The sequence below is a fragment of the Porphyromonas bobii genome, from assembly GCF_943169685.1.
In the GTDB taxonomy this organism is placed as follows: Bacteria; Bacteroidota; Bacteroidia; order Bacteroidales; family Porphyromonadaceae; genus Porphyromonas; species Porphyromonas pasteri.
Window position 1 is genome coordinate 33,214 of sequence record NZ_CALPBU010000002.1, and the last position, 20,031, is coordinate 53,244.

Annotated in this window: 17 protein-coding genes; 6 read left to right on the forward strand and 11 right to left on the reverse strand. The window is 56.7% G+C overall.

Annotated elements, in window-relative coordinates; genetic code table 11:
- Positions 1-46: 46 nt before the first annotated feature.
- The 10 genes from pafA to KO088_RS02725 form a co-directional block, all read right to left on the reverse strand.
- Positions 47-1,762 carry an alkaline phosphatase PafA gene (gene pafA / locus KO088_RS02680; RefSeq protein ID WP_215493400.1) on the reverse strand — a complete coding sequence of 572 codons (1,716 nt, stop codon included), beginning with the start codon at positions 1,760-1,762 and terminating at the stop codon, positions 47-49.
- Between the two features lie 32 nt (positions 1,763-1,794).
- Positions 1,795-2,667 (reverse strand): 50S ribosomal protein L11 methyltransferase, encoded by an 873-nt coding sequence (prmA, locus tag KO088_RS02685; RefSeq protein WP_215493402.1) that lies wholly within the window; start codon positions 2,665-2,667, stop codon positions 1,795-1,797.
- Between the two features lie 34 nt (positions 2,668-2,701).
- A complete protein-coding gene (hemL, locus tag KO088_RS02690) occupies positions 2,702-3,997 on the reverse strand; it encodes a glutamate-1-semialdehyde 2,1-aminomutase (RefSeq protein ID WP_188807932.1) in 1,296 nt (431 codons plus the stop codon).
- Positions 3,998-4,248: 251 nt separating this feature from the next.
- The gene (locus tag KO088_RS02695) at positions 4,249-4,575 is read right to left on the reverse strand and encodes a hypothetical protein (RefSeq protein WP_215493404.1); all 327 of its coding nucleotides are present in this window, start codon (positions 4,573-4,575) and stop codon (positions 4,249-4,251) included.
- Between the two features lie 36 nt (positions 4,576-4,611).
- Positions 4,612-5,373, reverse strand: a complete 762-nt coding sequence (locus tag KO088_RS02700; protein WP_215493406.1) for a hypothetical protein — start codon at positions 5,371-5,373, stop codon at positions 4,612-4,614.
- A 367-nt stretch (positions 5,374-5,740) separates the two neighbouring features.
- Complete coding sequence (locus KO088_RS02705; protein ID WP_215493408.1) at positions 5,741-6,880, reverse strand: hypothetical protein; 1,140 nt, start codon at positions 6,878-6,880, stop codon at positions 5,741-5,743.
- Between the two features lie 122 nt (positions 6,881-7,002).
- A complete protein-coding gene (mnmG, locus tag KO088_RS02710) occupies positions 7,003-8,877 on the reverse strand; it encodes a tRNA uridine-5-carboxymethylaminomethyl(34) synthesis enzyme MnmG (protein WP_421957756.1) in 1,875 nt (624 codons plus the stop codon).
- A complete protein-coding gene (gene ychF / locus KO088_RS02715) occupies positions 8,877-9,980 on the reverse strand; it encodes a redox-regulated ATPase YchF (RefSeq protein ID WP_009432847.1) in 1,104 nt (367 codons plus the stop codon). The genes mnmG and ychF overlap by 1 nt, the downstream gene beginning before the upstream one ends.
- Positions 9,981-10,111: 131 nt before the next feature.
- The gene (locus tag KO088_RS02720) at positions 10,112-10,672 is read right to left on the reverse strand and encodes a hypothetical protein (RefSeq protein ID WP_215493409.1); all 561 of its coding nucleotides are present in this window, start codon (positions 10,670-10,672) and stop codon (positions 10,112-10,114) included.
- Positions 10,669-12,021, reverse strand: a complete 1,353-nt coding sequence (locus tag KO088_RS02725; RefSeq protein ID WP_215493411.1) for a Spi family protease inhibitor — start codon at positions 12,019-12,021, stop codon at positions 10,669-10,671. The genes KO088_RS02720 and KO088_RS02725 overlap by 4 nt, the downstream gene beginning before the upstream one ends.
- A gap of 1,020 nt (positions 12,022-13,041) precedes the next feature.
- Here KO088_RS02725 and KO088_RS02730 point away from each other — a divergent pair.
- From KO088_RS02730 to dnaA, 6 genes are all read left to right on the forward strand, one after another.
- Positions 13,042-13,806: an RsmE family RNA methyltransferase gene (locus KO088_RS02730; RefSeq protein ID WP_251419757.1), complete on the forward strand. Its 765-nt coding sequence runs from the start codon at positions 13,042-13,044 to the stop codon at positions 13,804-13,806.
- Positions 13,807-13,841: 35 nt separating this feature from the next.
- Positions 13,842-15,707 carry a hydroxymethylglutaryl-CoA lyase-like TIM-barrel protein gene (locus KO088_RS02735; protein WP_215493413.1) on the forward strand — a complete coding sequence of 622 codons (1,866 nt, stop codon included), beginning with the start codon at positions 13,842-13,844 and terminating at the stop codon, positions 15,705-15,707.
- A 439-nt stretch (positions 15,708-16,146) separates the two neighbouring features.
- Positions 16,147-16,623, forward strand: coding sequence for a hypothetical protein (locus KO088_RS02740; protein WP_215493415.1), 477 nt, complete (start codon positions 16,147-16,149; stop codon positions 16,621-16,623).
- Positions 16,620-17,105: an N-acetylmuramoyl-L-alanine amidase gene (locus KO088_RS02745; protein WP_215493417.1), complete on the forward strand. Its 486-nt coding sequence runs from the start codon at positions 16,620-16,622 to the stop codon at positions 17,103-17,105. The genes KO088_RS02740 and KO088_RS02745 overlap by 4 nt, the downstream gene beginning before the upstream one ends.
- Positions 17,092-17,289 (forward strand): hypothetical protein, encoded by a 198-nt coding sequence (locus tag KO088_RS02750; protein ID WP_009432862.1) that lies wholly within the window; start codon positions 17,092-17,094, stop codon positions 17,287-17,289. The genes KO088_RS02745 and KO088_RS02750 overlap by 14 nt, the downstream gene beginning before the upstream one ends.
- An 885-nt stretch (positions 17,290-18,174) precedes the next feature.
- Complete coding sequence (dnaA, locus tag KO088_RS02755) at positions 18,175-19,545, forward strand: chromosomal replication initiator protein DnaA (RefSeq protein WP_215493419.1); 1,371 nt, start codon at positions 18,175-18,177, stop codon at positions 19,543-19,545.
- A gap of 170 nt (positions 19,546-19,715) precedes the next feature.
- Here the strand turns inward: dnaA and KO088_RS02760 are convergent, their stop codons facing one another.
- Positions 19,716-19,916 (reverse strand): hypothetical protein, encoded by a 201-nt coding sequence (locus KO088_RS02760; protein ID WP_215493421.1) that lies wholly within the window; start codon positions 19,914-19,916, stop codon positions 19,716-19,718.
- Positions 19,917-20,031: the final 115 nt, after the last annotated feature.

The window sequence follows — 20,031 nt, forward strand, 5'->3', positions numbered from 1 at the left end:
TGGGTATCGGGCGCGGATGTAAGGTGGTTATTCCGGAGGAAAGAGGCTATCTGCGGCGCGTCGTGGTAGCAGCGGGGGCAGCCGAAGTCGCGGCGGGTGCGAAGGCTTCGGTGATAGGATGACCGATGCAACCCGAGGGGTACTGCGTCTTCAGGAGAGCTGCCAGCGTAGCGGCGATATCCGTGATATACGTCTCACGATAGAGATGGCCTGCGCGGACGCCATGCCCCATGAAGATGAGGGGGATGTGCGTGTCGTAGGGAGACCACACGCCGTGTGTCGTACCCTGCGGCAGCGAAGTACCTGACTTCGAGTACCACCCTGGATCGGGTACGATGAAGATATCACCACTGCGCCCCTTGCGGTAGCCGTTGATGATACGCGTCTTGATCGCATCGGGGATCGCAGCCATAGCCACTTCTTCGGCAGGCACAGCGTAGGCTACACCAGGGAGCTTATCCTTGAGGGCCTTGCAGATCGCCTGATAGAGGCCGTGGCGGTTGACGCCAAGCGAGTCGATGAGGTCCTGACGGAAGAAGACCTGATAGTTCATATACCCGCGGACGACCTGTGCATCACGTCCGATGTAAGCACAGGCTGCGGAGTCGGCTATACGACGAGCCAGATCACTGCGGAAGGCCTGCCCGGGGATCTTGTGGTCACGGTCGAAGGTGAGGTTGTGCGCAGCAGCGTGGTCGGCAGTGAGGATGAAGAGGTAGCCGTCACGACCGAAGCGCCCATCGAGGTAGCCGAAGAAGTCGGCGAGATCCTTATCCAGACGGAGGTAGGTATCCTCGGTCTCGACAGCGAAGGTACCATAGCGGTGCCCCACATAGTCGGTAGCCGAATGGCTCATAGCGAGGAAGTCCGTCTCGTCAGCACGCGAGCCGAGGCTTTCCCCTTCAATAGCGGCCTTAGCCATCTCGAAGGTCAGCGTATTCCCCATAGGCGTGGTGCGGATGACACCAGGGCCCTTGATCTTCGCCAGCTCAGCGGTGTTGAGAGGGAGCGTAGCGGGGAACTTGCCGTCCTTATCCCAGGGCTGCTCATAGGGCACAGCGTCGGCCGTGCTCTCACGATAGGTATTGATAGGATAGAGCGTGTTCCAGCCGTCCTTGAGGAGCTCAGCGACACGACCACGAGCGTTGAACTTCTTCACCCACTCGGGCAGGTCCTGCATATAGTAGGTGCTGGTGATGAAGTTGCCCGTCTTGTCATCCAGCCAGTAGGCACCGTTAGCCGTGTGGCCTGCGGGGAGGATGGAGGCGCGGTCCTTGATAGCGACACCGATGGTCTTCGAGCGGAAGTTCGTAGCGATGCGCAGCTCATCGGAGATAGTTGTAGTGAGGAGGTTGCGGGGAGACATCTGCCCGCTGACGCCGTTGGGTACACCGACCGAGCTTACCGTCGTGTCCTGCGTGCAGTAGATGGGGCTGCCATCCTTGAAGAAGTCATTCCCTGCGATACCGTGGATTGAGGGGACACTACCCGTGTGGACGGAGCTGTGGCCGATAGCGGTATAGGCGGGGATGTAGTTGATGCGGGTATTCTCGCAGTTGAAGCCCTGCGTGAGGAGGCGCTTGAAGCCACCCTCGACGAAGCGAGCCTGATAGCGGTAGAGGTAGTCCCACGTCATCTGGTCGACCATCATCGTGACGACGATGCGGGGGCGGTTGTGCTGTGGAGCGGCCTTCGCTGCCACGGGCGCGGTGAGCGTGAGCGCGGTCAAGGCGAGGGCGCCAAAGAGGTTCTTATGTATCATAATGTAGGGTGTGAATGTTCGTCTTTCGTGGGCTAAGCGGGGAGGAGCAGCTCGACACGGCTCCAGCGCTGACGCACTTCGCTGCTGACGAAGGTGAGGCCAAGCTCTTCGCCTCGGGCACGCAGGAGCGGTATATCCTCCTCGTAGAAGCCGCTGAGGATGAGACGTGCGCCAGGGAGCATCACCTCGCGGTAGCGGGGCATATCCTCGAGCAGGATATTGCGCGTGATGTTTGCCAAGATGAGGTCGTAGCCTTCGCGTCCCTCGAGTAGGGCTGCATCTCCGCAGAGCATCTCGTCGATGGTGACGCCTGAGAGTGCGGCATTCTCCTGCACATTGGCATAGGCCCAAGGGTCGATATCGATAGCCGTGAGGTGACGCGCGCCACGCTTGAGAGCGATAAGGCCGAGGATACCCGTACCGCAGCCCATATCGAGGACACGCTGTCCCGAGACGTCGTGCGAGAGGATCCATTCCCCGACGAGGGAGGTCGTCTCGTGATTGCCCGTACCGAAGGCCATCTTGGGGTTGATGATGATCTCCAGAGGCACCTCGGGACGTGGGTCATGGAAGGGGGCACGGATTAGGCACGCGCCATCACCGAGGAGGATGGGCTGGAAGTAATTCTTCTCCCACTCCTCATTCCAGTTGATGTCGGGCAGCTCCTCCGCCGTAAGCGTATAGGAGAAGCCTGCGACGGGGAAGCCATCGAGGAGCTCGCAGGTCGCTGCGGCGTCGTACTGCTCCGTAGGGATGAAGGCCTTCAGCTCGTAGGCATCTTGCTCAAAGCTATCGAAGCCCAAGGGCTCCAGCTCGGCGATAAGCCAGTCGCTAAGGTCTTCATCACGAAGAGACGTGGCGGCGCTATCGTAGTGGTAGCTGATAGTCAGCTGTAGGTATTGCATAGGGATAGATAGGGATGAATAGGCGGGAGAGCCGTTAGCCTAAGACCTCACGGAGCACCTCATCCATAGCGGTAGCGGTGCGGTCGAAGTCCTCACGGCTGTGGGCCATCGAGAGGAAGATACACTCAAACTGTGAGGGGGGCAGGTAGATCCCACGCTCGATCATACCACGGAAGTAGCGGGCATAAGCCTCCGTGTCGGAGCGCTTAGCATCGGCATTCGAGTGCACGCCACCGGGTGTGAAGAAGATCGTCGAGAGTGAGCCCACACGGTTGTACGAGAGGCGGTCGGTGTAGCGGTCGAGGATAGGACGGATCGTTGCCTCGAAGGCCTGCCCCTTCTCCTCAAGACGGGTATAGAAGTCAGGCTCGGCGAGCGTCTGGAGCATCGTGATACCTGCTGCCAGAGCGAGCGGATTGCCCGAGAGCGTCCCTGCCTGATAGACGTCGCCGAGCGGCGCCAAGCGATCCATAATGTCGGCACGACCACCGAAGGCCCCGACGGGGAGCCCACCACCGATGATCTTCCCGAGGCAGGTGAGATCAGGACGAATACCATAGAGCTCCTGCGCACCACCACGGGCAGCACGGAAGCCGCTGATGACTTCGTCGAAGATGAGCAGTACGCCCTCTTCCTCCGTCACACGGCGCAGCTCCTCGAGGAAGCCTGGTGCGGGAGGGATGAGCCCCATATTGCCCATGATCGGCTCGAGGATGATAGCAGCGACCTCACCACGATGCGCCTCGAGGGTGCGGCGCACGCTCTCGATATCATTGTAGGTAGCGACCAGCGTGTCCTCGATGATGTGCTTCGTCACACCAGCACTCGATGTCTGACCAAAGGTAGCCAGCCCCGAGCCCGCCGAGATGAGGAAGGTATCGGCATGGCCGTGGTAGCAGCCCTCGAACTTGATGATCTTGTCACGACCCGTGAAGCCACGTGCCAGACGGACGGCACTCATCGTCGCCTCCGTCCCCGAGTTCACCATGCGCACACGCTCTACCGAGGGGAAGAACTTCGTGCAAATAAGCTCTGCCATCTCGACCTCACGGGCATTACAAGCCCCGTAGCTCGTACCCTTCTCCAGCTCACGGCGGATAGCCTCCTGGATGGGAGGGTAAGCGTGCCCGAGGAGCAGGGGCCCCCAGGAGCTGATGTAGTCGATGTATTCATTCCCATCGACGTCAAAGACGTGGGCGCCCTTGCCGTGATCGATATAGAGGGGGGTGAGGCCTACCGAGCGGAAGGCACGCACGGGGCTATTGACCCCGCCGGGGATATACTGCGAGGCGCGCTCAAAGAGCGCAGCCGAAGAGTCTACTCGTCTCATACTATCTATTGAAGTCTCGCTGGCGAGGCCCAAAGGGGAGCTACTGCCAGCCTATAATATGCTCTCCTACAAAGTTAGGAGAAAATGCCGAGGGGAGGGGTTTCTCATCGTACCCTCGCCCCGAAGCACACCTCGACTATACGCGCTGAGGCAACAGCTCACCCCTATACAAGTGCCCCGCCCCACCGACCGCAAGAGCGGTAGATGGGGCGGGGCGATGTCTTAGCGTAGCACGTCAGGCTACGAGAGGACTACTGCTGATCGTCCTTAGGATTGGCCTCAGTCTTCTTCTTGTAGTCGCTGTAAGCGTAGTAGATGACAGCGATACCGATGAGGATATAGGTGATGAGGATACCAGGGAAGCCACCGATCTTATAGACGAGGTGCTCGTAGCGGTTGACGGAGACCGTCCCCCCTGCGTCGTAGGTAGCTGTCATAGTGACAAAGCGGAAGATACCGAAACCAATAACGATAAGACCGCAGACAGCGGAGAGGATAGCACCGGTAATAGGCTTACGGCTACCAGAACCCGTGTACATATTACGGGAGATGAACTTGTTGTCGTTGTCGTTGCTCATTGCTTATAGGGATTTATGAATTGAAAGACGTGGGGATTACTTAGCCGGACGCTTGGAGTTATCTAACTTACCATAATAGAAGACTTCGAGACGCTCACCCGAGCCTGTAGACTGGAAGTAGATGCTGGGATAGTCTGATGAGGACTTCCCGGGCTCCATACGGAAGACTGCCGTGAACGTGCCATCGGCACTGATCTCCTTAGCGAAGGGGCCGTCGAACTGCTCTCCCGGACCAAGAGGCTCGGTAGCCTGCAGGCGGAAGGCGCCATCAGGCTCCACACCAATGATACGGCACCAGTTGATATTGACACCACTCGAAGCAGGCTTACCATCAGGCTTGTAGGTCACGATAGGCAGACCGATATGATATTCATCACCCTTGACGGGGGGCTTTGTCACCTCTTCCGTAGCGGAAGCCTTCTCCCAGCTATCATACGTAAGCTCCTTGATGATGGCGAAGGCTGTAAGGAGAACGAAGAGGACAGCCAGCGTAACCATAGCCTTACCCCCCACTGTGAGACGCGTACCAGCTCCGGGCACGGGGGTGCAGGTAGCGGCGCATTCCTTATAGAAAGCCTCCATCTCATCGGTCCAGTGAGCCGCAGCGATATCCTCGCCCGTGGCCTTGACGCGGTAGGCAGCCGTGGGCTTCTTGCGCACATTGCGAGAGAGCCACGTCTCGACAGTAAGAGAGTACAGGACGAGCTCGAGGGTCTCTACCTCACCAGAGAGGGGAGACTTGAGGTTGACCTCGAAGACCTTAATAGGAGAGTAGTTAGATGAGACGGAAATGAACATCTGACGGATAGTGATTAGGAAGTGAAGGGATCGGGGTAGCGATGAGGGGACTTAAAGCAGCGTCGCCGCAGTCTCTACCCTTATATCTTACTACGATTTGTCTGCCAATTTAGTATAACTCCTGTAGCTCGCCCCCCTTTTTGAAGAGGATGAGCAGGACGCTCACATCGGAATATGAAGGCATCCACGTGGAGAACCAGCACTACAAAATTAGGGCAAAAAGCCGAAGACAGGACGAGAGCGAGTGCAACACCGTCAGGAGCTTTATCCAGAAATACAACATCTAAGCAAGGAGTACTCAACTAATGAAATAGTAATTGGGGGATAGAACCAGACGTTCTATCCCCCAATTGCCGTTTATGCAAGGTTAATCCTTGAATATTTCACCAAGTGCATCCGCCAAGCTCTCTAACTCTTGCCTAATCAGTTGAGCAAGTTCATATGCTCCGTTTTCTTTGGAGATATAGGTCTTGAGGTCAGGATCCAATCTGAGACAGCGAATATTCGCAGGAGCACCAGGATTCCTAAATGGGACGTACTTTCTCTTATCCCAAGCCTCCCTCTGCTCCAAGCACGCTACAACTTCATCTTTGAAAGGGCAACTTTTGTTATAGCCGCGTCGATAGCTAATATTCAACGAGCAATCTTTCGTTTCTGCAATGCGCACTTGGAGGTAATCATTGAGGTAGATCAGATTTTTATCGTCAGATGACGCTAAAGCGATCTCCTCTTTGACGATACGCCCGACTTCCAGGAGAAAGACTTTTGCGCTACTGCCTTTCAGACGCTCCCGATAGGCTCGGAGCTCCAGAGGGAATTTGGACTCAATTGCCTCTGCAGTATGATCAGCCTCAGAAGCATTAAATAGGAATGCTAAGACCTTACCTAGCAGATCTGTTTGCTCATTGGTATAGCAACTGCTCGTATGGGGTATGCCGTAGACAGGAGTAGAGCCGATCCTCGTATACCAAAGCACGCCTGGGATAAGAGCTTCTAAGGTAGTCTCATACTTGGGGAAAAGCTGATAGAGGCAGTTCGCTCCACCGAGGCATAATACCCTCTGAGGTTGGAGAATTTGGATTAAATCCCGTGTTAGTTGAACCACCTCAGGGGCTTTCATAGGGTTGGTTAGCCCGCTTTCTTTTTTAGAATTAAAATGAAAGACATTGCTCCACACAAGAGATTCATCATCTTGAAGCATCTCCAGCATATTTCCTTGAGCGAACAGGCGACACAGTCTTTGCCACATTGTCCACGAGCCTTTCGTGTGATATTCTCGATTCCCCTGGAGAAATTCTTTCGCAGTGAGTTCTTTCCCATCACTATCTGCCGATCCAGGGTTAATCCCAAGCAATAGAAGCTTAGGAGCCGAATGGAGCAGACTTAGATTAGACTGTGTGTAATAGTTCACACCTTCTTTTTTAGCGATAGGATTATATACACCGACTACACGTTCTGCCCACTCATAGAGTGAATGCTGTAGGTTCCCTTCTTCCTTTTGCTGCATAGTTATCTTGCTTTGTATATGATATCGTAAATGTAGGGATAATCTTTTATTGCCAAATGATACTAGTCTCTGACGACGACGCCCACGCTACCCAGGGGTAGCGTGGGCGTCGTCAGGCACATTTAGCGCCCCGAGAGGACGAGCAGGACGCTCACATCGTGGGGCGAGATACCTGGGATACGTGAGGCCTGACCGATGGTGCGCGGACGGATGCGGTCGAGCTTCTGCCGTGCCTCCGTGCTCAGCGCTTGTATCTCGGCATAGTCAAGTCCCTCGGGGATGAAGACGTACTCCAGACGCTCGAGCTTCTCGGCCTGCTCACGCTCACGCTGGATATAGCCGCTGTACTTGATGAGGATCTCGGCACACTCGGCGATCTCCTCGCGGCGCGAAGGGATGGCTTCGATGGCACGTCGGAGAGCTGGGACCATCTCGCTGAGGTCGGAGAGCGTCAGCTGGGGGCGCAGGACGAGATCCACGAGTTTACAGCCCTGACGAAGCGGAGCGAGCCCACGCGCCTCGAGCTGAGGATTGATCTTGTCGGGGCGGATGGAGTAGCCCGAGATGAAGGCAATGAGTTCGTCGCGCAGGCGGATCTTCTCCTCGAGAAGGCGCACACGCTCCTCCGTAGCTAAGCCGATCTCGGCAGCACGGGGCGTGAGGCGCACGTCTGCATCATCCTGTCGTAGGAGGATGCGGTACTCGGCGCGCGAGGTGAACATACGGTAGGGTTCGTCCACGCCCTTCGTGACGAGGTCGTCGATGAGCACCCCGATATAGGCCTCGGAGCGGCTGAGCGTGAAGGGAGGGAGGTCGTGCACCTGCTGGTGGGCATTGATACCCGCGATGAGCCCTTGGCCTGCTGCTTCTTCGTAGCCGGTGGTCCCGTTGACCTGACCTGCGAGGAAGAGGCCTGCGATGACCTTGCTCTCGAGCGTATGGTGCAGCTGTGTGGGGTCGAAGAAGTCGTACTCGATGGCGTAGCCTGGGCGATAGAGGCGCACATCACGCAGTGCGGGGATCTGGCGCAGGGCCTCGAGCTGCACCTCTAAGGGCAGCGAGGAGGAGAAGCCATTGAGGTAGTACTCATTCGTGCGCTCACCCTCGGGCTCGAGGAAGAGCTGATGACGGTCCTTGTCGGCGAAGGTGACGATCTTCGTCTCGATGCTCGGGCAATAGCGGGGGCCGATACTCTGGATCTGCCCATTGTACAGCGGCGAGCGGTCGAGGGCCTCACGCAGCACGGCGTGGCAGGCCTCATTGGTATAGAGCGTATAGCAGGGGAGCTGACACAGCGTCGAGCGGGTAGGCGTATCGAGGTAGGAGAACTTATGATGATCATCCTCGCCCTCCTGTACGCCCATCTCATCGAGGTGCAGGCTACGAGCATCGATACGTGGGGGCGTACCCGTCTTCATGCGGTCGGTACGGATACCCGCCTCCTGCAGCTGCTCGGAGATGCCGTAGGTAGCTGGCTCGGAGATACGACCGCCCGTGATCTGCAGCTCACCGAAGTGCATCAGCCCCGAGAGGAAGGTCCCCGCGGTCAAGATGACGGCATCGGCAGAGAAGTGCACACCCAGCTGGGTCTCTACGCCACGCACACGCCCCTCCTCGAGGGTGAGGCGCGTGACGGTGTCCTGCCACTGATCGAGTAGTGGCTCGCTATCCAGCTCTTCACGCCAAGCCTCCATGAAGCGCATGCGGTCACTCTGCGCGCGAGGGCTCCACATAGCGGGGCCCTTGCTGCGATTGAGCATGCGGAACTGGATGGAGGTGCGGTCGGTGATAAGCCCCATGCGCCCCCCGAGGGCATCGATCTCGCGGACGATCTGTCCCTTGGCGATACCGCCCACAGCGGGGTTGCAGCTCATCTGCCCGATCTTATTCATATCGGGTGTGATGAGGAGCGTATGAGAGCCGAGGCGTGCCGCAGCAGCGGCAGCCTCACAGCCGGCATGGCCAGCCCCGATGACGATGATGTCGTAGTGGGGCATCAGACGTTGAAGCGGAAGTGCATAATGTCCCCATCCTGCACGACGTAGTCCTTGCCTTCGACAGCCATCTTACCGGCCTCCTTGACAGCCGACTCGCTGCCGTAGTGGAGGAAGTCCTCGTACTTGATGACCTCGGCACGGATGAAGCCCTTCTCGAAGTCGGTGTGGATAGCGGCGGCGGCACGGGGCGCCTTGCTGCCCTTGGTGTAGGTCCAGGCACGTACCTCCTGCACCCCAGCGGTGAAGTAAGTCTCCAGATCAAGGAGCTTGTAAGCGGCCTTGATCAGACGCGCCACGCCCGACTCCTCGAGACCAATCTCCGCGAGGAACATCTGACGCTCCTCATAGGTCTCCAGCTCAGCGATCTCACTCTCGATCTTCGCAGCGACGACGAGGAGTTCGGCCCCTTCGCTGGCGACAGCCTCGCGGACACGCTCTACATACTCGTTGCCCGAGACTGCGGAGGCCTCGTCGACATTGCAGACGTAGAGTACGGGCTTGCTGGTCAAGAGGTAGAGCTCACGAGCGACCTTCTGCTCATCCTTCGTCTCGAAGGAGACGGTGCGGGCGTTGAGGCCCTGCTCCAGAGCTTCCTTGTAGCGCATCAGGACGTCGCAGGCGAGCTTAGCCTGCTTGTCACCGCCCGTCTGAGCCTGCTTGTAGACCTTCTGCAGGCGGGCTTCGACGGTCTCAAGGTCCTTGAGCTGCAGCTCGGTGTCGATGATCGACTTGTCGCGCAGGGGGTCGACACTGCCGTCGACGTGCGTGATGTTGTCGTCATCGAAGCAGCGCAGCACGTGCAGGATAGCATCCGTCTCACGGATGTTGGCCAGGAACTTATTCCCCAGCCCTTCGCCCTTGCTCGCACCCTTCACCAGACCAGCGATGTCGACGATCTCGACGGTCGTGGGGACGATGCGCTGGGGCTGGACGATCTCAGCCAGCTTCGTCAGGCGCTCATCGGGGACGGTGATGACCCCGACGTTGGGCTCGATGGTGCAGAAGGGGAAGTTAGCGGACTGCGCCTTCGCGTTGGAGAGGCAGTTGAAGAGGGTGGACTTACCGACGTTGGGCAAGCCTACGATACCACATTGTAGGGCCATTATGCGTATTGATTATATACCTTATTATAAGGTGCAAAGATAGCGAAATGCGAGGAGGTCTCTAAGAGAGCCCCCTCGCATCACACATCACAGCGCTTGGATAAGCGCCTATCATTTACATATCCTACAGCTTACTCACCCTTCCACTTGAGAGGTGTGACGACGCCATCGGAGAGCTGAAGCTTCACCCAAATACCCCCCGGCCTGTTCGGCACTGAGATCTCATAAATAGGTTTACCCCCATTATAAATCCCCACCAAGGAGAGGATTGTCTCTGTCCCATTGACAAGCCAAGTCGAATTATTAATCACGGGAGGAAGAAACTCACACTCCAGCTCCGCCCCCCCATTGGCACTCAGCACGCGCACAAACGAGGGGTCAATCTTCCCCTCAAGAGGGTAGAAATCGGGGCGTGGAGCTGTGATCACAATTGAATTGTCCGCCACATCCAAGCTATCTTTAAGCAGCCTATTCGTCTTCCCATCGACAAAGCCTAAGAGATGCTTCTGATACACCTCCACAGTAATATCCTGCTGCTGGTCATTGACGACGAGGACATGGAAATTACTCTTTACGGGGCGCTGTCGATAGGGCTCATCCATCCCCGTGACACGGCGAGGAGTATCCTTGTGACAAGCGCAGCACACTACGGCTATAAGCCATAGCAGCATCAGACGAGAGATTGTTTTCATAAAGCAGGAACCCTTGGAGTATGATAGCGATGAAGCCCAACCACAATTTGAGGCTTATCCTTTTGTAGACGGGGGCGTTTATATTCATCCAACCATACGTCATCGGTTGCAGTGTACCACCCGTTTCCTCCATCGGGTCCCCACCCCCAGTTCATATAGATGCGATCCTCATATTCTGTCCACGTCTTAAGCTTGATGAACAAGAACTTCTTCGTGACCTTATAAGCCTGTTCATAATATCCATCACAGAACCAGATATGACCATCATATCCAGTGCCATTCCTGTAGCCTATCAAAAGAACTCCTCTTTGGCAATCAACCTCCTGATCACCATAGACACGAGCCTTAAACGAAAGGTTCTTATAGAGTGTCTCAATATCATAATTCACACGGCCTGCATCTGGAAAGCCGAGCTTACGCAATCCATCAATGATCTCATCAGGATTTGCTCCACTAACATATGGACTCCAGCGATAGTTCGGTATGCTATCTGCTATCTGACGAAGAACCTTCGAGACCTCTCTTCCTTGGATGTTATTTGCAGTGGCAAACTTGGCATCATAGTGAACACTTGGAGTTACAGAAGTGTAGCTACCATTGATACGATGCTCACAATCGTAGAGCAACATCCCTATAGCAACTGCAGGGCATCCGATTAAGCTCCCATCCTTTGCAGCAGAATTAAAGTTCCCAGCTTGCGACCAATTAAGGTCTTTCCCCGTATGCGGGTATATCGCTGGCTTGCCAGATGAATATTCTCGAGTTGATCGCATCCCTGCAACAGGCGCAGTGTTCTCCGGGACTATTTCATATTCATAGTCTTTCTTTCCCAAGTCCTTCCACTTTTCGAAGTAGGGGGAGTTAACCCGACTGGGATCATTGATATTCTTTTTCGCTTTATCTATGTAGCCCTGAAGTGCTCCATACAGAGGATTTTCCGACGACACTTCAGAGAGGACAAGGTGTCCCTTATCTGAATGAGCAACAATCGGGAATGAGCTATTATCACCTGACAGGATCACGAATCCTCCATTATTTCCGTAGTTAATTGCATAGAGTAGCGTATCACGCCCCTCCACGTAGTAATTAACATCCGAAATCTCGCGTGGTACAGCGATAGATCTCAAGTTTTGAGGACGAGAGATACTATCCTCATGCTTGAGGAACATAGTAGCGTACATACGAGCCTGCTGTTCACTGAGCTGAACACTCGTGGCAGCTTCCTTTGAGGGAGCTTCTTGCTTTGATGCAGGAGTAGGAGCATCTTGCTTACAGGAGATCACGCCCGCAAGCAGGGTCATAGACACCCCACAGAGGGCGACCAAACGAGATAGTTTTTTCTGTTTCATAAGACCAGATTAGTTAGTATGTAATTAACGAGTCAAACGTAACCAATTATCCCCAGACTACCAAATCCATAGCTTCCAAACTAAATCCGAGGAGCACATCAAGCCTGTATCAACCGAAACTAAGCGAATTCTCTGGTAAGACCGCCCGCTCGTAGAAGCTCGTTGCAGGGGCTTTCGAGATGGCACCCTGCTCATACAGTATGGTGCTCCCAAGAGGATGCTTAGCAGGTCGATCCGCAGACAACTATTGGTCTGCACTCAATCCACTATGGGTTCGGGGGTCAAACCACTATTCGTTCGCACCCCAAACAACTACTGAACCGAGTCCGAACGACTATTGGTCATTGCTCCGACCTATATTGGTCGGCGGGCTGACCTATATTGGTCCGACGACGAAGCTATATAGGTCGCGATGGCGACCTATATAGGATGGCGAAGAAAGCTATATAGCTTTGTGAAGTGACCTATACGAGGTTATTGCTCTGCGTAGGGAGAAAAGTTGTGGACGAGAGGCAGATAAGTTTGGACTACGTACGTGGCTCTAATATCTACGTACGTGGATATTTGGATTTGCGTGCCTGGTCTTTAAGACTACGTGCATAGATAGAAGAATACCACTACGTGAAGGCGCTTTTTTCTTCACGAGAACGATGCTTTTCCCTCCGCTGAATAAGAGGAATACTCGCGATAAGGCGAGGAGCTTGCGTGTCACTTCGGGGGGGTATATCGGGGGACTGGGCGCGCGATGCCTTAGCACAATAAATAGAGAGCAGGACTCTCCCGCAACCGTCTCACATAGGTCAGCCCGCTGGCCAATACAGGTTGCTTTGCCCCCATCCATAGAGGGAGATAAATCCCTGATCTGGAGCATTGGGTCGCCCCGCCAGCAAGGAGGGACTCCCCCCTTCCTCTGGAGCGAACAAACAGCAGAGAACAAGCACACTAAGATGAATAGTGTGCAATTGCCGTTTTCTTTCTTTATTCCGCGGTAAAAAGCGTAACTTTGGTACGAGGAAATCAATGAGCACAAAGATGAAAGACCTACCGCTCTTCTATGCCCCAGCCCTACGTGAGGAGCTCCAGCTCCCCGAGGGAGAAGCCCAGCATGCCATACGTGTGCTGCGCGCGAAGGTAGGCGATGAGTTCCTCGTCACCGATGGCTGTGGCACCCTCTTCGAGACCCGCGTCTCAGGCGTAGACCGCCGTCACTGCCTCCTCTCGATAGAGCGCGAGGAGCCCTGGCAGAAGTACTGGAGAGGGCACTGGGCCGTAGCCGTCGCCCCCACGAAGAACATCGACCGCCTCGAGTGGACACTCGAGAAGATGGTCGAGGTAGGTCTGGATGAAGTCTACCTCATCCGCACCCAGCACTCCGAGCGCAAGCATACCAGCGCCGAGCGTCTGGAGCGCATCATCCAGAGCGCGATGAAGCAGTCCCACAAGGCCCTCCTTCCTCGCCTCATCCCCGACGTGCCCTTTGCCCAGCTCCTTGAGATGACAGCGGACTATGACCTGCGGCTCATGGCCCACTGCCGTAGCACGGTCGGCCCCGAGCGCCACACCATCGATCACTTCTTCCGCCCCGAGGCGAAGACGCTCCTGATGGTCGGGCCCGAAGGAGACTTCTCCGTCGAGGAGATCGAGGAGGCTACCCGTCGCGGGTGCCAGCCCATCACCCTCGGAGCGAGCCGCCTGCGCACCGAGACCGCCAGCCTCATCGCCCTGCAATGGCTACACACACTCGATATGACCAGCCAGCGTAGGCCCACGACACACGAGAAATAATACACGAAATAATCCCTTATCAATAACTCACCCTTATGGCACAGAGAGAAATCAAACTTAGCCTTGTCTACCGTGACATGTGGCAGTCCTCAGGGAAGTACCAGCCCCGCAAGGACCAGCTCGAGCGTATCGCCCCCGTCTTAGTCGAGATGGGCTGCTTCGCACGCGTCGAAACCAACGGGGGGGCCTTCGAACAGGTCAACCTCCTCTATGGGGAGAACCCCAACAAGGCCGTCCGCGCCTTCACTAAGCCCCTCAACGCAGCTGGCATCCAGACGCACATGCTCGACCGTGGTCTCAACGGCCTGCGTATGTTCCCCGTCCCTGCTGACGTACGTCGCCTGATGTACAAGGTCAAGAAGGCCCAGGGTGTCGATATCACCCGTATCTTCGACGGGCTCAACGACCCCCGCAACGTCATCCCCTCCATCCACTACGCGAAGGAAGCTGGGATGATCCCACAGGCTACGCTCTGTATCACCCACTCCCCCGTCCACACCGTCGAGTACTACGCTGACCTGGCAGACCAGTTCATCGCTGCTGGTGCCCCCGAGATCTGCCTCAAGGATATGGCAGGTATCGGCCGTCCTCGCTTCCTCGGCCGTCTGGTGAAGGCTATCAAGACCAAGCATCCCGAGGTCATCATCGAGTACCACGGTCACTCAGGCCCTGGCTTCTCCGTAGCCTCCATGCTCGAGGTCTGCGACAACGGCGCTGACGTCATCGACGTAGCTATGGAGCCCCTCTCTTGGGGTAAGATCCACCCAGACGTCATCACCATCCGCGAGATGCTCATCGACGCTGGCTACAAGGTCGCTGACATCAACATGGACGCCTATATGAAGGCTCGTGCCCTCACGCAGGAGTTCATCGATGACTTCCTCGGCTACTTCATCAACCCCTCCAATATGCTGACCTCTTCGCTCCTCGTAGGCTGCGGTCTGCCTGGCGGTATGATGGGCTCGATGATGGCTGACCTCAAGGGCGTACACGCTGGTATCAACATGCACCTGCGTAAGAAGGGCGAACCCGAGCTGAGCGTCGACGACCTGCTCGTCCGCCTCTTCGACGAAGTCGCCTACGTATGGCCTCGCCTCGGCTATCCCCCACTCGTCACGCCATTCAGCCAGTACGTCAAGAACGTCGCTCTGATGAACGTCTACAACCTCATCATCGGCAAGGGCCGCTGGGAGGCTATCGACAACAATACGTGGGGTATGATCCTCGGGAAGTCTGGCCGTCTGCCAGGCAAGCTCGATCAGGAGATCATCGACCTGGCGAAGGAAAAGGGCTTCGAGTTCACCACCGAAGATCCTCAGCTCAACTACCCCGATGCGCTGGATAAGTTCCGCGCTGAGATGAAGGAGAACGGCTGGGAGCTCGGCGAAGACGACGAAGAACTCTTCGAATTCGCTATGCACGAAGCTCAGTACCGCGACTACAAGAGCGGCGCAGCTAAGGAACGCTTCCAGGCTGAGCTCGACAAGGCCAAGACCGACGCCCTCGTCAAGAAGGGCTACAGCGCCGAAGATGCAGTGAAGATCAAGCGCCAGGGTACCGAGCCTATCGAAGCTCCTGCCTCTGGTCAGATCATCTGGGAGGTCGATCCCGAAGACTACTCTACGGCTCCTGCCCTCGGTACCTTCATCAAGACGGGTGAGCCTCTCTGCTACATCCAGACGACCGCAGGCTACTTCGAGCCCGTCCTCTCGAACTTCACCGGCCGCCTCGCTGAGGTAGCTGCTCAGGGTGCTAACATCCGCAAGGGTGAAGCCCTCGCTTACGTCCGCCCCGCTGAGAAGGAAGAGCTCTTCGTAGAGAGCGAACCCGAACGTCTGCGTCGCGTAGAGCAGCTCGAGGAAGTTCGCCACGTCATCCGTGCTCGCCGCGCTAAGAAGTAAGCGACACCGCCCATAGGGCAACCACTCCTCTCGGGGGCTACACCCAGCACTTAGCTGATGATGTAGCCCCCGAGTCTTATCTATCCCTACCATAAAGCCACGCCCTTTCGCGCGCGCGTAACCTTATATATACTATACCTTCCCACACACCCCTTCACGGCTCCCTCCGCTACCTTCCCAGCACGACCGAGTACCTTCATAGGGACCGCGCACCACGCACACGCCCCACACAGTCCTACCAGAGTCAGGCGACACACTGCCTCTCTCGCCCTCCTCCGCCACACACACCACCGAGGGAGAACGCAGGTACGAGCCATCACCGACGAAGACGACCAATAAAGACCACCACCCCTACCTTGCCCTACTACCTTTGTATCGCTCCCCAAGGTAGGCGGAGCGCCCCCAGAGAGGGGTTGTATTCCTCTTTATTGATTGACTTATGTACACCACCATTCCGCAGCCGAGGCTCCTCACCTTAGCCCTCCTCATCGGGCTCTATGGCTGTGCCGCACACCGCCGCACGACACACGAGAGCACGACCGAGAGCCACACCACGAGCGACCTACAGCGCACCCTGCACACCACCCAGCAGGAGCACGCCCTCGACACCCTCACACTGGACCTCACCGAGGTCGTGCAGCTCCTCCCTCCGCACACTGATACTACCGCCTCCTCCAAGGCGAAGGGCGCAGGCTGGGTAGCACACTACCACCTCCGACAGATCGGGCGGCATCAGGCGACCACCACGGGCGCTCTACGGGAGGCAGATAGCCTTCGCTCCACGACCCACACCACGGATAAGGGCACCACCTCGCATAAGGTACCAGCCAGCCCCTTACATCCCTTCGCCCTCGGCGTCACCCTTCCCCTCCTTCTCGGAGCCGTCTACCTTACTTATAGGAGGACCAAGCGATGAAACCCACCGACATCCGCTACATCGTCGTGCACTGCAGCGCCACGCGTGCCAGCCAGTCTTATTCGCCCGAAGCCCTGGAGCGTGACCATCGTGCCCGTGGCTTCCGCTCGGCAGGCTATCACTTCTACATCCGTCGCTCGGGTGCTATCATCCCTCTGCGCCCGCTTGAGCAGATAGGTGCCCACGCACGAGGCTACAACCGCTCGAGCTACGGCGTCTGCTACGAAGGTGGCTTAGATGACACGGGCCATCCAGCAGATACCCGCACCGCCGAGCAGCGCACGGCCCTCCGTCAGCTCCTTGAGCACCTCCACACACTCGCCCCGCAAGCTACCATCCTCGGCCACCGTGACCTCAGCCCCGACCGCAACGGTGATGGGCATATCACGCCCGACGAATGGATCAAGCTATGCCCCTGCTTCGATGCCCAGAGGGAATATCACGACATCTCCATCAGCCCCGTAAGCCATGCAACCGAATAAATCCAAGGCGACGCTCCAGCTCGTCATCGCCACCCTGCTCAGCCTCTTCGGCATGCTCCTCCTCGGTGCAGCCTTCGTCACCGCCCCACCTGGGGAGATTCACTCCAGCGTCCTCATTGCTTACGGCGAGGTGATGACCTTCGCTGGCGCCCTCTTCGGCATCGACTACCACTACCGCCGGTAGTCGATGCCCACGCCTCGCCACCCACGTCACCTACCTGCCACGCTCTCACCCTCGCCATACCACCCGCGCCCCCACCCCAACTCCTCAGCATACTCCACCCGATCGCCACGCTCCACCGGCTCGCCATACTCGACCGCTACATACGCACCTCACCACACCCGACCTCCTCCCCTTCATACTCTACCTCTATATATGCACCTCGCACCCGCCTCCTACCGCACGTTCTCACCCAGCCCTCTGCAGCCCTCTCCACCCTTCCGTACAGCTCTCCACCCCTCTTCCGCACGCACTCACCCTATCCTCAGCACCTCACAGCCATCCTTCTACACTCCTCCCCACCCCTCTTCCGTGCACCCTCCGCTCCCCCTTCCGCGGAAAAGTTTGCACTCCCCCGCCTAAAGCAAGCAGTAACCCACCTGTGGAAATCTTTTGTCCCAAAAGAAGAAGAAGACTTATCCTCAACATCTTACCCCGACGACATCGTGTGGATAACTCTGTGAGTAGCTCTGTGCATAGCGAAGAGAAGGCTTGATTTATAAGCCCTTATGCCGATGCCTCCTTACCCCCCTCCCGAGGAAGGTGGTAATCGCTTGAGAACAAAACCCATAGAATTAGTATGAGAAAAGCAAGCCTCAAGGCCGTTTTTTTTTCTCCGCACTTTTGGCAAACTTTGCACCAGATAAGAGGTCACACAAGACACCCCCTACGACACACTATACTACTAATGTATAGCACATTAAGGGAAAAACCACCTTGTGGATAACCTCCTCACCCCATAGCAACTGAGGCCCAGCAGCACGAGCGCCTATCACCGCGCCCGACACCCCCGCTTGGCTCCTAAATATAGTAATGCCCTTGGTCCACGACTACGTAAGGCAACCCCTCATGCAAACGACAACTCCTCCTTCTTCAGGGGAGCAGCTCTGGAAGCAATGCCTCCAGATCATAGCTGGCTCCTGTGACCCCCAGACGCTCCAGCGCTGGTTCGCTCCCATCCGCCCGCTCGGCATTGAGACGCGCGAGGATGAGCAGGGGCGTTTCAAAGCGCTCGTGCTCGAGGTCCCTTCGAAGGCGTTCTACGAGGAACTCGTACGCACCTATGAGACCCTACTCGTACGAGCTCAGAACGAGATCCTCTCTCCTCAAGGGCTCGAGATCTACCTGACACCCGCTCAGACGGCTCAGCCAGCACCTCAGCCTAAGCTGGCGCGCACGCAAGACTATACGTCGCACCTCAGTGCCGACCTCCGCTTCGAGACTTTCTACGAGAGTGCTTGTAACCGCGAGGCCCTGCGCATCGCCGAAGCTACGGCTGCACGCCCTGGGCAGGCTCCGCTGAACTTCATCTTCATCTATGGCCCCAGTGGCGTAGGGAAGACCCACCTCTCGCAGGCTATTGGGCAGCGCGCCATGGAGCTCCACCCCACGATGCGTGTCTGCTATGTGTCGAGCTCTAAGTTTGAAGCGCAATTCGTCCGTGACAGCCTGATGCGCGGTCCCGAGCGTGGTATGTTCGTAGACTTCTACCAGCAGATGGATATGCTCATCATTGACGATATCCAGGGACTCATCGGTAAGACGAAGACGCAGCAGGCTTTCTTCGATATCTTCAATCACCTCTACCTCCTTGGCAAGCAGATCATCGTCACCTGTGACGTCCCTCCTGTGGACCTCAAGGGTATGGAGACGCGTATCATGACGCGTATCCAGAGCGCGATGATGCTACGCATTGACCGCCCCGATCTGGAGCTTCGCCGCAAGATCCTCCAGCGCCGTGTCGCTGACAGCGGTGTCGAGCTCGGAGAAGAGTGCGTAGAGTTCATCGCCGAGAGTATGCAGGACAACGTCCGTCAGCTCGAGGGGGCTATCCGTACGATCATCACGCACTCGCAGTTCTCCGATCATGGTGCAGTAGACCTCGAGGCCACGCGCCGCATCGTCGGGGGTACCGTCTCCATCGAGCGCCGTGAGGTGACGCCCGAGTCCATCCTCGATACCGTCTGCTCCGTCTTCGGCGTCGAGAAGGCACAGCTCCGCACACCCTCACGTAAGGCCATCCTTGCCCTGCCCCGCCAGGTCACGATGTACCTCGTGAAGAAGCACACCAGCGCGTCCTACAATACGATTGCCCAGCTGCTGAACCGCAACGACCACACGACGATCATGCACGGCTGCAAGGCTATCGAAGGCCGCCTCTCCCTCGAGCCCGCTCTCAAGGAGCGCATCGAGCAGGTCGAAGCTACCCTCTTCTCTTAAAGCACACACCTATTATAAAAGCAGCGGCCCCCACCTCACGATTGAGGTGGGGGCCGCTACTTTTTTGTTTCTGCTACGAGTGCTCGTCTTACTTCAACACGTGGTAGCCGATGAGATCCTGTAGCTTGACAACAAGCCAAGCGATCCCGAAGCTAATGAAGTCGGAAGGTTTAGCGGCGGGAGGGGGTGCAGATACCGCAACTACCACCGCCCTTGGCGCAATGCTTGCAGTAACGGCAGTTCTTACAAGCGGTACAGTACTTCTTACCCGTGCAGCGACCGCCTTCGGTAGCATGCGAAGAGGTGCAGGAGAGAGACGAAGCAGCAAGGAGGGAGAAGGTGAATAGAGAGAGGAGTAATCGACGCTTCATAAAGAGAAATAGGTCTAAGCAATATAACCCAAGAGGCGGAGCTATAGTGTGGGGAGAGGAAAGCTATACTGATCGCTGGGCATTCCTATATAGGAACGAGCGTGAACCAGTACTG

Coding starts and splice junctions, on each gene's coding strand:
- prmA (WP_215493402.1), bottom strand. CDS start 2,667: ATGCAATACCTACAGCTGACTATCAGCTACCACTACGATAGCGCCGCC.
- hemL (WP_188807932.1), bottom strand. CDS start 3,997: ATGAGACGAGTAGACTCTTCGGCTGCGCTCTTTGAGCGCGCCTCGCAG.
- KO088_RS02730 (WP_251419757.1), top strand. CDS start 13,042: ATGAGCACAAAGATGAAAGACCTACCGCTCTTCTATGCCCCAGCCCTA.
- KO088_RS02745 (WP_215493417.1), top strand. CDS start 16,620: ATGAAACCCACCGACATCCGCTACATCGTCGTGCACTGCAGCGCCACG.
- KO088_RS02735 (WP_215493413.1), top strand. CDS start 13,842: ATGGCACAGAGAGAAATCAAACTTAGCCTTGTCTACCGTGACATGTGG.
- pafA (WP_215493400.1), bottom strand. CDS start 1,762: ATGATACATAAGAACCTCTTTGGCGCCCTCGCCTTGACCGCGCTCACG.
- KO088_RS02700 (WP_215493406.1), bottom strand. CDS start 5,373: ATGTTCATTTCCGTCTCATCTAACTACTCTCCTATTAAGGTCTTCGAG.
- KO088_RS02750 (WP_009432862.1), top strand. CDS start 17,092: ATGCAACCGAATAAATCCAAGGCGACGCTCCAGCTCGTCATCGCCACC.
- ychF (WP_009432847.1), bottom strand. CDS start 9,980: ATGGCCCTACAATGTGGTATCGTAGGCTTGCCCAACGTCGGTAAGTCC.
- dnaA (WP_215493419.1), top strand. CDS start 18,175: ATGCAAACGACAACTCCTCCTTCTTCAGGGGAGCAGCTCTGGAAGCAA.
- mnmG (WP_421957756.1), bottom strand. CDS start 8,877: ATGCCCCACTACGACATCATCGTCATCGGGGCTGGCCATGCCGGCTGT.
- KO088_RS02720 (WP_215493409.1), bottom strand. CDS start 10,672: ATGAAAACAATCTCTCGTCTGATGCTGCTATGGCTTATAGCCGTAGTG.
- KO088_RS02740 (WP_215493415.1), top strand. CDS start 16,147: ATGTACACCACCATTCCGCAGCCGAGGCTCCTCACCTTAGCCCTCCTC.
- KO088_RS02760 (WP_215493421.1), bottom strand. CDS start 19,916: ATGAAGCGTCGATTACTCCTCTCTCTATTCACCTTCTCCCTCCTTGCT.
- KO088_RS02695 (WP_215493404.1), bottom strand. CDS start 4,575: ATGAGCAACGACAACGACAACAAGTTCATCTCCCGTAATATGTACACG.
- KO088_RS02725 (WP_215493411.1), bottom strand. CDS start 12,021: ATGAAACAGAAAAAACTATCTCGTTTGGTCGCCCTCTGTGGGGTGTCT.
- KO088_RS02705 (WP_215493408.1), bottom strand. CDS start 6,880: ATGCAGCAAAAGGAAGAAGGGAACCTACAGCATTCACTCTATGAGTGG.